13 protein-coding genes are annotated in these 13528 nt (G+C 42.1%); 12 read left to right on the plus strand and 1 reads right to left on the minus strand.

Annotated elements, in window-relative coordinates; all coding sequences use genetic code 11:
• Position 1 precedes the first annotated feature (1 nt).
• The gene (locus DBR32_RS15140; RefSeq protein WP_124637292.1) at positions 2 to 1189 is read left to right on the plus strand and encodes an endonuclease/exonuclease/phosphatase family protein; all 1188 of its coding nucleotides are present in this window, start codon (positions 2 to 4) and stop codon (positions 1187 to 1189) included.
• 1 nt (position 1190) lies between these two features.
• On the opposite strand, the gene DBR32_RS15145 is transcribed toward DBR32_RS15140, so the two are convergent.
• Complete coding sequence (locus DBR32_RS15145) at positions 1191 to 1757, minus strand: thymidine kinase (RefSeq protein WP_124637294.1); 567 nt, start codon at positions 1755 to 1757, stop codon at positions 1191 to 1193.
• A 133-nt stretch (positions 1758 to 1890) separates the two neighbouring features.
• Between DBR32_RS15145 and DBR32_RS15150 the strand changes: the two genes are divergently transcribed.
• The 11 genes from DBR32_RS15150 to DBR32_RS15200 all read left to right on the plus strand — a co-directional run bounded on the left by DBR32_RS15150 (position 1891) and on the right by DBR32_RS15200 (position 13462).
• Entirely contained in the window at positions 1891 to 2508 is a 618-nt protein-coding gene (locus DBR32_RS15150; protein WP_124637296.1) for a polysaccharide deacetylase family protein, read from the plus strand.
• A gap of 125 nt (positions 2509 to 2633) precedes the next feature.
• Entirely contained in the window at positions 2634 to 3221 is a 588-nt protein-coding gene (locus tag DBR32_RS15155; RefSeq protein WP_124637297.1) for an RNA polymerase sigma-70 factor, read from the plus strand.
• Positions 3218 to 4165 (plus strand): FecR family protein, encoded by a 948-nt coding sequence (locus DBR32_RS15160; RefSeq protein WP_124637298.1) that lies wholly within the window; start codon positions 3218 to 3220, stop codon positions 4163 to 4165. The genes DBR32_RS15155 and DBR32_RS15160 overlap by 4 nt, the downstream gene beginning before the upstream one ends.
• Before the next feature lie 176 nt (positions 4166 to 4341).
• Positions 4342 to 6066, plus strand: coding sequence for an STN and carboxypeptidase regulatory-like domain-containing protein (locus tag DBR32_RS15165; protein ID WP_158606021.1), 1725 nt, complete (start codon positions 4342 to 4344; stop codon positions 6064 to 6066).
• Between the two features lie 463 nt (positions 6067 to 6529).
• Positions 6530 to 7615, plus strand: a complete 1086-nt coding sequence (locus tag DBR32_RS15170) for a hypothetical protein (protein ID WP_124637301.1) — start codon at positions 6530 to 6532, stop codon at positions 7613 to 7615.
• Positions 7616 to 7662: 47 nt separating this feature from the next.
• On the plus strand, positions 7663 to 8388 hold the full coding sequence (locus tag DBR32_RS15175) for a head GIN domain-containing protein (protein WP_124637303.1): 726 nt from the start codon (positions 7663 to 7665) through the stop codon (positions 8386 to 8388).
• Positions 8389 to 8617: 229 nt separating this feature from the next.
• Complete coding sequence (locus tag DBR32_RS15180) at positions 8618 to 9499, plus strand: lysophospholipid acyltransferase family protein (protein WP_124637304.1); 882 nt, start codon at positions 8618 to 8620, stop codon at positions 9497 to 9499.
• Positions 9500 to 9610: 111 nt separating this feature from the next.
• Positions 9611 to 10405 (plus strand): SDR family oxidoreductase, encoded by a 795-nt coding sequence (locus DBR32_RS15185; protein ID WP_124637306.1) that lies wholly within the window; start codon positions 9611 to 9613, stop codon positions 10403 to 10405.
• Between the two features lie 13 nt (positions 10406 to 10418).
• Positions 10419 to 11408, plus strand: a complete 990-nt coding sequence (locus tag DBR32_RS15190; RefSeq protein ID WP_124637308.1) for an NAD-dependent epimerase/dehydratase family protein — start codon at positions 10419 to 10421, stop codon at positions 11406 to 11408.
• A gap of 116 nt (positions 11409 to 11524) precedes the next feature.
• Positions 11525 to 12283: a TatD family hydrolase gene (locus DBR32_RS15195; RefSeq protein WP_124637310.1), complete on the plus strand. Its 759-nt coding sequence runs from the start codon at positions 11525 to 11527 to the stop codon at positions 12281 to 12283.
• A 102-nt stretch (positions 12284 to 12385) separates the two neighbouring features.
• Positions 12386 to 13462: a hypothetical protein gene (locus DBR32_RS15200; RefSeq protein WP_124637313.1), complete on the plus strand. Its 1077-nt coding sequence runs from the start codon at positions 12386 to 12388 to the stop codon at positions 13460 to 13462.
• Positions 13463 to 13528 lie beyond the last annotated feature (66 nt).

Here is a 13528-nt window from a genome sequence, read left to right on the forward strand (position 1 = left end):
CTTGAAGCAAAACAAAGCATTTCTTAGGATTGCCGCTTTCTTTAGAGGTACTGCCCTGTTTTTTAATATAGGGGCGGTGCTTTGGCTATGTTTATGTATGTATACCAGCTATAAAGATGTGGCCAATAGCCCGTCTTTTTTTAGCTTCTTTAGTTTTACCAATATTTTTGCCGTCTGGATCAATATGTTTTTTGTACTCTTTTGGCTTTTTACCCGCAGGCGATACTGCTCGCTCATTTCTCTGATTGCACTAATCCTTTGTTTTTCTGTCACGAAATCTTCTTTTGGTTATAACCTGTTTAGCGCAAATGCGATGGATACAGAAGAGGTAGAACTGAAAATCATGACCTGGAATGTGCACTTGTTTGATTTGGGTGAATGGACGAAGAACAAAGAATCAAAAAGTAAAATCGTTGATTTTATCAAACAGCAGGATCCCGATATTCTTTGCCTGCAGGAATATTATTTTGATAATGATAATCATAATGAACCTTATACTGAGCTGCTGCGGCAGTTAGGGTATAATTACTATGAGTTTTCCAAAGAGGAGGATTTATTGAAGCGTTCTATCAACATCAGTGCCAAACCGGATGAGATCATTCAGGCAGGCCATGCGGTATTTTCAAAATTTCCTTTGAGTAATAAAGTGCGTTATGCCTTTGATAGTGCTAATTATTACAACATGCTGGGGGTAGATGTAAAGCTTAACGAGCATACGGCTGCCCGTTTGAATATCGTGCATTTGCAATCCGTTACTTTTAGCGATAAGGATGTAAAGTTTGCGGAAAAAAGGACCGATAAACTCTCGGCAAAGATAGAAGATAAAACGAAAGGTTTGCTGAAAAAACTGATGCTGGCCTCTTCCAAAAGAGCGGCGCAAGCCAATGTTATCGATTCTGTTTTGGATAAATCAAATCTGCCAAATATCGTTTGTGGCGATTTTAATGATATGCCCGGCTCTTATGTGTACCAAAAAGTAAAGGGTAACTTGCAGGATGCTTTTGTGGCGAAGGGTATGGGTTTAGGCAGAACCTACCGGAAGATCTTTCCTACCCTTAGGATCGATTATATTTTGTTTAATGCCGATATCCTGACCTGTAAAGGATATCTCTCGCCCGATGTCAATCTTTCTGATCATAATCCTGTGATCGCTACCTTTTCGGTGAAGACTAATCAGGTGAAAAAATAACTTATTTACCCTCGTAAAAACAGTTCCGGCATCTTGGTTCATAAGATTCCGTTTCTCCCAATAATATTTTCTGCGCATCCGCTGTTTTTCGATAGGAAAAATGAGCAATATTGCCGCAGCGTACGCAAATGGCATGTAGTTTGGTCACATAATCTGCTATGGCCAGTAAACCGGGCATCGGCCCAAATGGCTTACCGGAAAAGTCCATATCCAGCCCTGCCACGATTACCCGGATGCCCTTTTGGGCTAAGGTTTCCGCTACATTCGGGATGTCTTCATCAAAAAACTGTGCCTCATCTATCCCCACAACATCAACCTCATCGGCCAGCAGCAGTATATTTTGGGAAGAAGAAACTGCTGTGGAGCGCACCCGATTGGCATCATGAGAGACCACATCGTGCTCATGGTAACGGTTATCTACAGCGGGTTTGAAGATTTCTACCCTGAGGTTGGCTATTTGAGCACGTTTCAGCCTCCGGATCAATTCTTCGGTTTTACCCGAGAACATGGATCCGCAGACAACTTCAATCCAACCTGATTTTTTGGAATTAAACGGCTCAATAAACATAGTGTGCTTTTTGGAATAAAGGTCGCGAAATTATATCATTTCCCTTTAATAATCATGGCTTTTCGAATTTTACGATTGAATTTTACCCTGGGTTAATCAGAGTAGGCAGATTTGTGTTTACATTTGTAGGGCTATGTTTTTAAAGAAAATTCCCAAATGGCTGCAAAGGCTTTATCCTAATTATACCTGGGGCATTCCTACGGAGGAAGTTCCTTGTATTTACCTCAGCTTTGACGATGGCCCTCATCCTACCATTACCCCCTGGGTATTGGCGCAACTGGCGGCATATAATGCTAAGGCGACCTTCTTTTGTATCGGAAAAAACGTAGTGGAATACCCTGATGTGTATGCACAGCTATTGGCCGAAGGGCATAAGGTGGGTAATCATTCCCACAACCATTTAAAAGGAACGGCTTATAAAAACAATGCGTATATAGAAAATATAAACCGGGCCAAACAATATATAGATTCGAATCTCTTCCGGCCTCCTTATGGCAGGATGAAGGCTTCCCAGGGCAGGATTCTGAAAAGTATGGGTTATAAGATCATTATGTGGAGCCTGATACCCGGCGACTGGGATAAGGCCATCGCACCTGAAGATTGCCTGGAAAATATTGTGTTTAATATAGAACCCGGCAATATTGTAGTGCTGCACGACAGTCAAAAAGCCTGGGATCGGATGAGTTATGTATTGCCGAGGCTGCTGGAGCATTGCAAGCAGCAAGGCTGGGCCTTAAAAGTAATCCCCTAAAAAGCACCCCGCGAAGGCTTCTTAAATTTTTTTTTCAGGAGCGTAGGGGTACAGACCCCGATACCTGTCTATATAGAGAAGAAGTAGTATTAATCAGATCAAATGACCATCTTATCGATAAGACAATGACATCTACCTTTCCAATGTCCTGGGATACAGAACGTGGTTTTGAAGGGCTGTTTAAAGAACAGTTCAAGCCCCTGTACCGGTATGCCTTTGGTTTACTGGAGGATACAATGCAATCGGAAGAAGTAGTACAGGATGTGTTTTTGAAGTTGTGGCAGCACCGGGACCATATTACGATCGAAACGAACATTAATGCCTATTTGTACCGTGCAGTGCATAACCAATGTATGAATACCCTAAATCACGAAAAAGTGAAAGCAAAATACAGCCAGTTTGTTACTAGTGCTGCACCGACTTATGCGGAGTCGCCCCTGAGCGCCATGCAGACTAAAGAACTGCAGGGGGTAATCAAAAAAGCGATGCTTAAGATCCCGGAGAAATGCCGTACAGTATTTCATCTGAGCCGGCAGGATGAGTTGAGTTATAAAGAAATAGCCGCGAAATTGGGCTTATCCCTTAAAACTGTTGAAAACCAGATGGGCAAGGCTTTGAAAATATTGAGAACAGAACTGAAAGACTATCTACCCCTGTTTATGGTGGTAATAGCCATTTTAAAATCCTTCCTATTTAATAATACGGATTTATGATGAACGATTTACTTATAAAATATATTGTAGGCGAAGCCAGTGTCGAAGAGATTTCTTTGGTCAAAGCCTGGAGGGCAGAACGTGTGGAAAATGAGCAGGAGTATCGGCGCTTATATACCATATGGGAACATAGCAAAAGTCCTTCGTCCGGGCAAGAGCCGGATGTGGATACTGCCTGGGCTGTACTGCAGCACAAAATGCAACAGACGGCAGCACCTGTAAAACGGATGTGGCCGGGTAGGTGGAAAAATGCCATTGCCGCCTCGGTTGCTTTGCTGATGGTCCTATCGGGGCTTTTTGTTTATCAAAAGATGACGGGTCCCCGTGAGTATACTTCTGATGCCCTTGCCAAAGTGATTTCTTTACCGGATCACTCGACTATTACCCTGAACAAGTATTCCAAACTGGTTTGTGAAAAAGGTTTTAATAAAAAAGTGAGGCATGTGCGTCTGGAGGGAGAAGGCTTTTTTGATATTGCCAAAAACAAAGAGAAACCCTTTATTATTGATGTGAAAGACATTAATGTAACGGTGGTGGGTACCTCCTTCAATATCCTGTCTACAAAAGAGAAAACTGAAATTGCTGTAGAAAGCGGAATCGTAAAAGTGGTGCGGAATCAGGAATCCTATACCTTGAGGGCCAATGATAAAATCACCTTTAAGCGCAATGAAGATAAAGCAGTGGTCGATCAGATCCAAAACAGCCTGTACCAGTATTACCGTACCAATACTTTTGTGTGTGATAATACACCCTTAGCACAATTGGTGGCCGGTCTTAGCGATGCCTACGATACCAAAATTGAAGTACGTAATGCTTTGCTGGAAAGACAACCCATAACGGGTAAATACCTGAAGGCTGATTCTTTAGAACCGATTTTGCAGAAAGTAGCCATGACCTTAAACGCACAATTGTTGAAGCAAGGCGACGTTTATATCCTTAAATAAAGAGGATTTCCGACACATGCGCTATCTTTGTATCACTTCATTTTCGCCTGACTATGACATCATTGTTACCTAAGCTACTTAAAATAATATTAGTCCCTTTTTGTTTTCTGCTCTTTTGTAGTACTTCTTTTGCACAAGATTTATTACAAAAGAGCATTAGCATTCATGTTGTTAATATGCCTCTTCATGATGTATTGGCAAAGATGGAGCAGGAGGGCAAATTTTACTTTTCCTACAACAGCGATATTATTAACGGTAGCCAGAAAGTAACGATCGATAAACAGCAGCAATCCATTGAAAATATTTTGAACGAACTACTGGGCGATCAGTATAAGTATCAGGTGATGGATAACCACATCATCATTAAAACGGCCATAAGCCAGGGGATCATTGTGACTGGCCGATTGGTAGAGGCAGAAAGCGGATTGCCTATTGAATTTGCATCCATATACGAAAAATCGGTGCTTTCGGGTACTATGTCTGATGCCAATGGCAACTTTAAACTGCATATCAGGCAACCTTTAGCCAATTATGAACTAGTGATCAGTAAGCTGTCTTATGAAGATACGGTGCTGAAGGTGACCAAAAGTTTTAACGGAAAGGCGCCCATCACTTTAAAAAAAACGTTTTATACCTTAGACAGTGTTGATGTGGTCGGGATACAAAACCACTGGCTGGCCAGCCGTTTATTATCCACCAAAACCAAAGTCAACAGTGTTAACCTCAATAGCTTTTTCGGCAAACAACCCTTCCAGTTCAGTGTCTTGCCGGGGATCAGTTCCAAAAGCAGGCTCAATAGCCAGATCGTTAATAAATTTTCATTTAACCTCCTGGGCGGATATTCTGCCGGGGTAGATGGTTTTGAATTTGGTACTGTATTCAATATTGTACAAAAAGATATGCGCTATGTACAACTGAGTGGCTTGTTTAATATAGTCGGTCGGGATATGGAAGGCGTACAGATTGCCGGCGTATACAATTATGTAAAACGTGAGGTTAAGGGCGTGCAGGTGAGCGGCGTATTCAATGCTGCCCATGCGGCAGTAACCGGCGTGCAAGCTTCGGGCTTCGCCAATTGGAACGAGGGAGATATAAGAGGAATACAGTTTACCGGTGTCCTGAACAAAAGCAACCGCGTAAAAGGGATCCAGGCCTCTGGCTTTGCCAACTGGAATAAGAAGGATATGAACGGCGTACAGTTTGCCGGCGTCCTGAACAAAAATGAACAGATCAGCGGGACGCAGTTTGCCGGATTTGCCAATTATACGTCTGGTAATACAGAAGGCGCACAGATTGCCGGTGCGGTAAATTATACCCGTAATAAAATGCAGGGTTCACAAATTGCTTCTTTATTTAACTATGCAAGAGTCATTGCCGGAACGCAAATAGGCGTGGTGAATATTGCCGATAGCAGCGAGGGGCTGAGTATAGGGTTTATCAACATTATTTTAAAAGGAAAGCATAGCTTTAATATAAATACCAATGAGTGGCAATCTTTAAGCGCTTCTTATAAATCCGGTTCGGACCGCTTATATAATATCTTCCAGATAGGAGGTACACTCCGCGCCAATCATAAATTATTGAGCATAGGCTATGGCTTTGGTAATGAAAGTAGGATCGGGAAGAAGAGTGCCTTGCTGAACGAATTAATTATCCATACTGTTTATGCCGGTAATTGGAATGACCAAAACATCCTTACGCGTTATCAGCTAATGTATCAATACAAGCTGCGTCCGAAGTTTAAGCTCTATGCCGGGCCTGCATTTTCCTTACTTGTATTTGAAAATAAAAATACCTATTCCGGCTTTGGCAGGATACAGGAGACCAATTACCCCTCCTTTAATTTAGGCAATAGGGTGAACTGCTGGTTGGGTTGGACTGTGGGTGTCTCCATCTTTTAAAAAAAATATACTGACTATCCGGGTTTAAGAACCCGGATAGTCTTCTTTTCTTTTGCTGCCAGGCAAAAGAAACAAAAATGCCTGTTTTCATCAAGGCGATTGCTCCGCACCGCAATATTGCCACCATTACTTGCTTTAATCTTTGAGCCGTATTGTAATTATTATTTTGTTGAAAGATCGCAACTTCATTCGCAATTTGCTATCGCTGTGATGAAAACAATAGGCGATGCCTACAGAACAAATCGCTTAGGACCGACCGACACATTGATTTTTAGCCATGGATTTATATAGCCTTGATTTTTTGGCAGTACCTTTTGGATCAAGGCAAAAGGCAGCAATCGCTATAAATGGAGCCCAAAAGAATAATTAAGTCTTTGTTTTCTAAAAGGGGATACTCAAAAAAATATTTTTCTGCATAGGGGTAGTGGGCACACTTGTTGTCTTATTATTAAAAGACAACAACATGAACACAAACTTTAAACAATTCCTTTTTCAATCCTTATGTATCGCTAGTGTATGCAGTATGGTAATAGCGACTCCTGCACAAGCACAAGAACACCAAAAAATACATATTGGGCTGGTATATCCTTTAAGTACTAATGGAATGAAAGCAGCACAAGTTGGGAATAGCTTTTCACTGCATGCCCTGGCAGGCGTGAGTGCTTATGAAAGAGGCGTTGCTGTATCTGGTTTGGCCACAATCGTAAAGGGTACCGAAGAAGGTGTGATGGTGAGCGGATTAGCGAATGTTATTGGTGGAAAAACGAGTGGTGTGCAAGTTGCAGGGCTTGCCAATATAATAGCGGCTGATGCCAGAGGGGTGCAAATAGCAGGACTGGCTAATAGCAGTAAAAGTAGTAAGGGCGCACAAATATCCGGTATTGCGAATGTCGCAAAATCATCTGCCCTGCAAATTGCCGGTATTGCCAATCTCAGTGCGCAACAAAATAATATGCAGCTTTCCGGCATCGCTAGTGTAGCAGGCAATACCAATGCACAAATATCCGGTTTAGTAAATATTGCAAAAAAGGTAAGGGGCGTACAGATCGCCGGTTTGATCAATATTGCAGAAGAAAGTAAGTATCCTATCGGTATGTTGAATTTTGTAAAAAACGGAGAAAAACAGATCGGCGTTACGGTAGATGAAGTGGGAAATGCGATTGTAGGCTTGAGAACAGGCGGCCAAAAAACCTATGGAATTATCGGAGTCGGGGGCAATACCTTTATAGATGATGCACCTTATGTCTTAGAAGCCGGTATTGGATTGCATCTTGGCCTTAGTCGCGCATTGAGGATAAACCTTGAGTTGAGCAGCACGGCCAACAGCAACTTCCAGGAAACCTCTTATTATAAATCTTCTTTCAGGGCTTTATTAGGGCTGAAACTGTGGAATAGAGTGGAAATCGTAGCCGGCCCCAGTTTTAATTATGTGAATTATATGGATTACCAGAAAGCCTATACCAGTAGCAGTTTATGGGAGTTCAGAGGGGCACAATCGGTAAACAGTTTATTTATCGGTGGTACAGCCGGTATCCATTTCAAATTATAAAATACTTCCTTAAAATTATTTCAAAACAACATTTAATATAGAATCTTATGAAAAAAATATTGTCTGCTTGCGTCATCCTATTGTCCCTTGTTGCCCTAACCGGGTTATCTTCCTGCAGAAAAGTAATCGGCCAGGGCGCTACCGTAACCGAAGAACGAGTATTGGCCAATTTTACGAGATTACAAACCAGTATTTCCGGTGCCGTCTATGTAAGTGAAGGCCCGGTGCAACAAGTGAAAATAGAAGCGCAGCAAAATATTATTGATATTGTAGAGAGTACTGTAGAAAACGGGGTTTTAAAACTGAAGCTTAAAAGCAATACGATGCTCTCCAACAGCAGTCAGCTGAAGGTATACATTACCATTCCTAAATACAGAGAGATCAGTGTAATGGGGTCGGGAAGCGTAAAAGCGACACAGTCCTTTAGCAGTAATGATATTGACCTTAAAGTAACGGGTTCCGGCGATATTGATATAGATAACCTGGTGAGTACGAATTTTTACTCCGAGATTACCGGTAGCGGCAATATAAATGTCGTGGCCGGCACCACGCAATCTTTGGTCTTAAGAATTACCGGTAGTGGTGATTTTTATGGTAAAGATTTTAAAAGCAAAGATGCAGAAGTGACCATTACCGGTTCGGGTAGCGCTACAGTAAGAGCGACTAATAGTTTGAAAGCCAGAATCTCCGGTAGCGGTAATATAAATTATTACGGCATCCCTACAACCGATGTTAATATTACGGGTTCGGGAAATGTAAGACATCAAAATTAATAATAAGCTTATGAGATAAATTGTACAATTGATGTGATTTGGGCAAATAAATAAGTAAGTTCGCGTTTTATAGCCAAAACCACCAATGGGGAGTATTAAGGGTACTCCGATGGTCATTGCCTTGAATCTTTTTTTTACATCCCGCTATCTATGAATATTTTAGCGTTATTATTTAAGATTATAGGATTTATGATTATACCGTTTCACCTACATCAATTGTACTGATCCCATGAATAATAAACAACATTTCAAGTTTTCCGATATCGGATATTACAGCATTTTAGGGCCTATATTTCTGGTCAGTCTTTTGCCTTATGGTTTTCTATACCATACTTTCGGAAAAAGCATCTATATAATTGCGTACTATCTTTTGCGCTACCGTTACTCGGTTATTGTGCAGAATCTTTCCCGTTCTTTTCCGGAAAAGACCTATGGGGAAATAACAAAGATTACTAAGGATTTTTACCGGCATTTTGCGCGGACTGCGGTGGAAAACCTTAAAATGTTTTCTATTTCAAAAAAAGAAATACAGCAAAAAACGAATATCCTCAATCTGGAAGAAGTGGCGGCCGTACATAAAAGCGGTAAGAAAATTGTGGCCATGCTGGGGCATTACGGGAATTGGGAATGCTTAAATGTTTTACCGGAATTATTGCCTTTTAAGGTCAATGCTTTATATAAACCTCTTTCCAATAAAACGATTGGTCGCGTGGTGGCCTATAGCAGAACCCGGTTTGGTATGCTATTATTACCCGATCAGAAAGCGCTTTCTTACCTGCTTAGAAATAAAGCAGATGCCGATCTTACTTTGTTTATTGCCGACCAGTATCCCGGCAGACAAAATGGTTATACCTATGAGCTGCTGCATCAGTCCACACAAGTATTTAACGGGGCGGAAAAATTGGCGAAGGCAACTGATGCAGCGGTATTCTATGTCGATTTTGAACGCAATAAAAAGCAGGGATGGGATGCCCGCTTCATCCTTATGGAAGCTTCGGCTAAAAACTCCGAACAAGGTGCCATCACCAGGTTATATGTAGATCATCTCGAACAAAGCATCCGCAGTGCCCCCGAGTATTGGCTCTGGTCTCATAAAAGATGGAAAAAATAATCTGATTATTTCCCCAAATTAAATAATACTGTTTTTAAGTAATGCTGCCATACACTTGCCGGTAATTGTAGTGTTATGCCCATACCATTCTTCATTTTAAATTTTAACGCCATGCAAAAGGAAAAATTTGTTTTAATCACTGGTGCCGGAAAGGGCCTTGGAAAAGCATTTGGCACGCAATGTGCGCAATTGGGATACAATCTTATTTTGATCGCATTGCCGGGAGAGAATGTACAATCCCTGGCCAGGCATATACAGTATGAATACGCGGTAAAAGCGCACTGCTTTGAAATTGATATTACCGATCAGGTGCTGTTGGAAGAAACCATAAACCACATTAATGCCTGCTACGAGGTGTTCTTCCTGATCAATAATGCCGGCGTGGGCGGTACGGCATCCATTACCAGTTCCAGCTTCGAAGATATGGACGGGATCATTCGGCTCAATGTCCGGGCCACCGTACAGGTTACCAAACTAATGCTACCCAATTTATTACAGTCGCCCGAAAGTTATATTATGAATGTATCCAGCATGGCCGCGCTGACACCAATCGCTTATAAGACGGTATATCCGGCTTCCAAAGCCTTTATTGCCTCTTTTTCTTTGGGCTTGAGAGAAGAATTGAAGGATCAGGGCTTGTCGGTGAGCATCGTATATCCCGGTGCGATTATGACTAATTGCAATGTATCGGGCCGTATTCTGGCACAAGGAGCTATGGGGCGTTTGGGGCTCGTCAATACCGATGCTATAGCCCAAACTGCCATCCGTAAAACCTTAAAGAAGCAGGCGAAGATTGTTCCCGGTTTATGGAACAGGATTACCTCCAGAATATTGCAGTGGATTCCGGTCGAAACAAAACTCAGATTGATTTCCACTTCCGTAAAGAGAGAATTACAATTCACCTAAAATATCATTAAAGATGGGCAACACCGTTTTAGTTACAGGGGCATCCGGTTTGTTAGGGGCCAATGTAGTCCGGTATTTGTATGATGCCGGTTATCAGATCAAAGTTTTGGTGCGGTCTTCGGCCAATCTCAGTGCGCTGGCCGATGTGCCTTTCCGATTATGTTATGGTTCCATAGACGATCAGGCAACCGTAGACCAAGCCGTTTCGGGTTGCGATTATGTGGTACATGCCGCTTCGCTGACCACACAATGGGGCGTGTCTTACGAAGAATATAAGGCCATTAATGTAGAGGCCACCAAGTTTATTGCTCAGGCTTGCCTGAAACATAAGGTAAAAAAGCTGATCTACATAAGCACCGCCAATACCCTCGGGCCCGGTAGTCTGCAACAACCCGGAACAGAATTGAACGCCTTTAGCCTGCATCATTTAAATTCGGGGTATATCAATAGCAAATACATTGCCTTGCAATATATACAGGAGCAGGTGCAGCAACAAGGTTTGCCTGCAGTCACCATAAGCCCGACGTTTATGATTGGGAAGTATGATATAAAACCCAGTTCGGGGCAGTTGCTCCTACACGGTTTGAATAAGAAAGTATTGGTTTACCCGCCGGGGGGCAAAAACTTTGTACATGTAACCGATGTGTGCCAAGGGATTCATAAAGCCATGCTCGTCGGACAAGTAGGGGAGGTCTACCTTCTTGCCGGGCATAACCTGACCTACAAAGATTTTTTTCAGAAGCTGCGTACGCAGACGGCGCAGTCGGGTAATATGTTTAAAGCACCTAAGCTATTACTGCAGTCCCTCGGTCGTATCGGATCTTTATACCGAACCGTGTCCAGACGACAGGTAAAACTGGATTATGCCGCTGCCTATATGTTATGTTTAGACAATTACTATTCCGGAGCCAAAGCTTCCAGAGACCTGGATATCCAATACCAGAGCATTGATACTGCTATAGAAGACGCCCTTTCCTGGTTCCGTCAGAACAACTACTGCTAAGTTTTTTTATTCTTTTTTGTTCATTTCTTAAATCCGAAAATTATGCTAATTGCAATTTTTGTAATTTTGCGTGCCCTGTTTATAAAGCACTTTATAAATGGCAAACAAAAATCGATATGATTGACACGCACGCGCATTTGTATGACGAACAATTTGCAGAAGATATAGATACTATAATCGCCAGGTCAAAGGCACAAGGTGTCACAAGGGTATATTTGCCCAATTGCGACAGCACCACAATTGACGGGATGATGCAGCTAAGCCAGCATCATCCCGATTATTGTTTCCCCATGATGGGGATTCATCCTTGTTATATCAAAGAAAATTATAAGGATGAACTAGCCATCGTATCCCAGTGGTTGGAAAAACATCGTTTTGCGGCAATAGGGGAGATCGGGCTGGACTACTATTGGGACCAAACCTTTATTGCAGAACAAAAAGAAGCCTTCCGTTTACAGATCGATCTGGCTTTGGCTCAGGAATTACCTATTGTGATCCATAGCCGGAATGCAACACAGGATTGTATTGACATTGTCCGGGAAAAACAGAACGGGCAACTCCGTGGTATTTTCCATTGTTTTGGCGACGATTTGGCCGCTGCAGAACAGATCATTGATCTGGGTTTCAAATTAGGTATTGGCGGAGTGGTCACCTTTAAAAACAGCAGCCTTCCCGAAGTATTGCAACAAGTGGACCTCCAACATCTGGTTTTAGAAACCGATGCACCTTACCTGGCACCCGTACCTTACCGGGGCAAGCGCAATGAAAGCAGTTATATTCCCCTTATTGCCCACAAAATAGCAGAGATCAAAGGGATGGAGGTAGAAGCGGTCGCTCAGATAACCACCCAAAACGCCCTACAGCTTTTTAAGTAAGTCAATTGTTAATGACTATAATACCTTTTATAAATTAATATATACTTAATTTATAAAAGGTATTTTTGCGAAAATTTTTTAATAAACATCTTTTTTAAGATTATGAATAGAAAAATTACTTATATTTTATTTGTTTTTATATTAGCTCTTTTAGGCGTAAAGCAGGCCCAGGCACAGAATTGCCCAAGGGTACTCAGCATCTTTGCAGATGCTTGTTCTCCTACGAATGAAGGATATAATGAATTATTTACTTTCCAGGTAGGTACTACAGCAATTAACGTTAATAATATAGATATCGACTGGCCTGCTAATACCTTTACCAGTTTTATCCAGAATACTGCTACGGCCTCAAAAATAACGACTTTTAATAATGCTATTATTGCGGCAAATGGTTGTGGCAGATTGCTTCAGCCTACCGGCGGTGTGCTACCGGCTAATGCAAAGGTAGTGGTCTTTACCAGCCAGAATGTCGATCCGAACTTTATTTCGTTTGGTGCCCTTGGAGAAGATATGTATGTCCTCTTCCAAAATAATACGAGTACAACTTCCGGTTATTTTGCGAATAATGGCTCTTCTGCAAACCGTTCCCTGACTTTGAGTGTTTCTTCCCCGTCTTGTAGTCAAACCGTTACGTATAACCGCGCTAACCTGGCAGCAGCTGATGGTGCCGGCATCACTTTTTCGGCTTCCGGTACACCTACTTATTTTAGCAATGGCTGTGTGGCACCCGTGAATACGACGAATGTTTATGCATCTATTGCCGTGGCCAATGGCTCTAATAGTAGTGCACAAGTATGTTTAGGTACAGCGATTACCCCTATTGTCTTTAATATTGCGAATGCAACAGGTGCTATAGCCAGCAATTTACCTAATGGCGTTAGCGGCGCATACAATAGTGCAACGAATACCTTTACTTTAAATGGGACCCCTACTGCTACCGGTGTCTTTAACTATAAAGTGAAAACAACAGGCGGCTGTGGGGTAGATTCTATCATGGGAACCCTTACGGTGAGTGCAAGTGTAGACCCAACGTTTACACAAGTCGCAGCAATCTGTTCCGGTGCTACTTTAGCAGCTTTACCTACGACGTCCATTAATAATGTAACCGGCACTTGGTCGCCAGCTTTAAACAACACGGCAACGACTACTTATACGTTTACCCCAACAGCCGGTCAATGAGCTAATACAACAACGATGACGATTACTGTGAATCCTAGTATCACCCCGACATTTACGCAAGTTGCA

Origin of the sequence: Taibaiella sp. KBW10, from assembly GCF_003852495.1 — a bacterium.
In the GTDB taxonomy this organism is placed as follows: domain Bacteria; phylum Bacteroidota; class Bacteroidia; order Chitinophagales; family Chitinophagaceae; genus Edaphocola.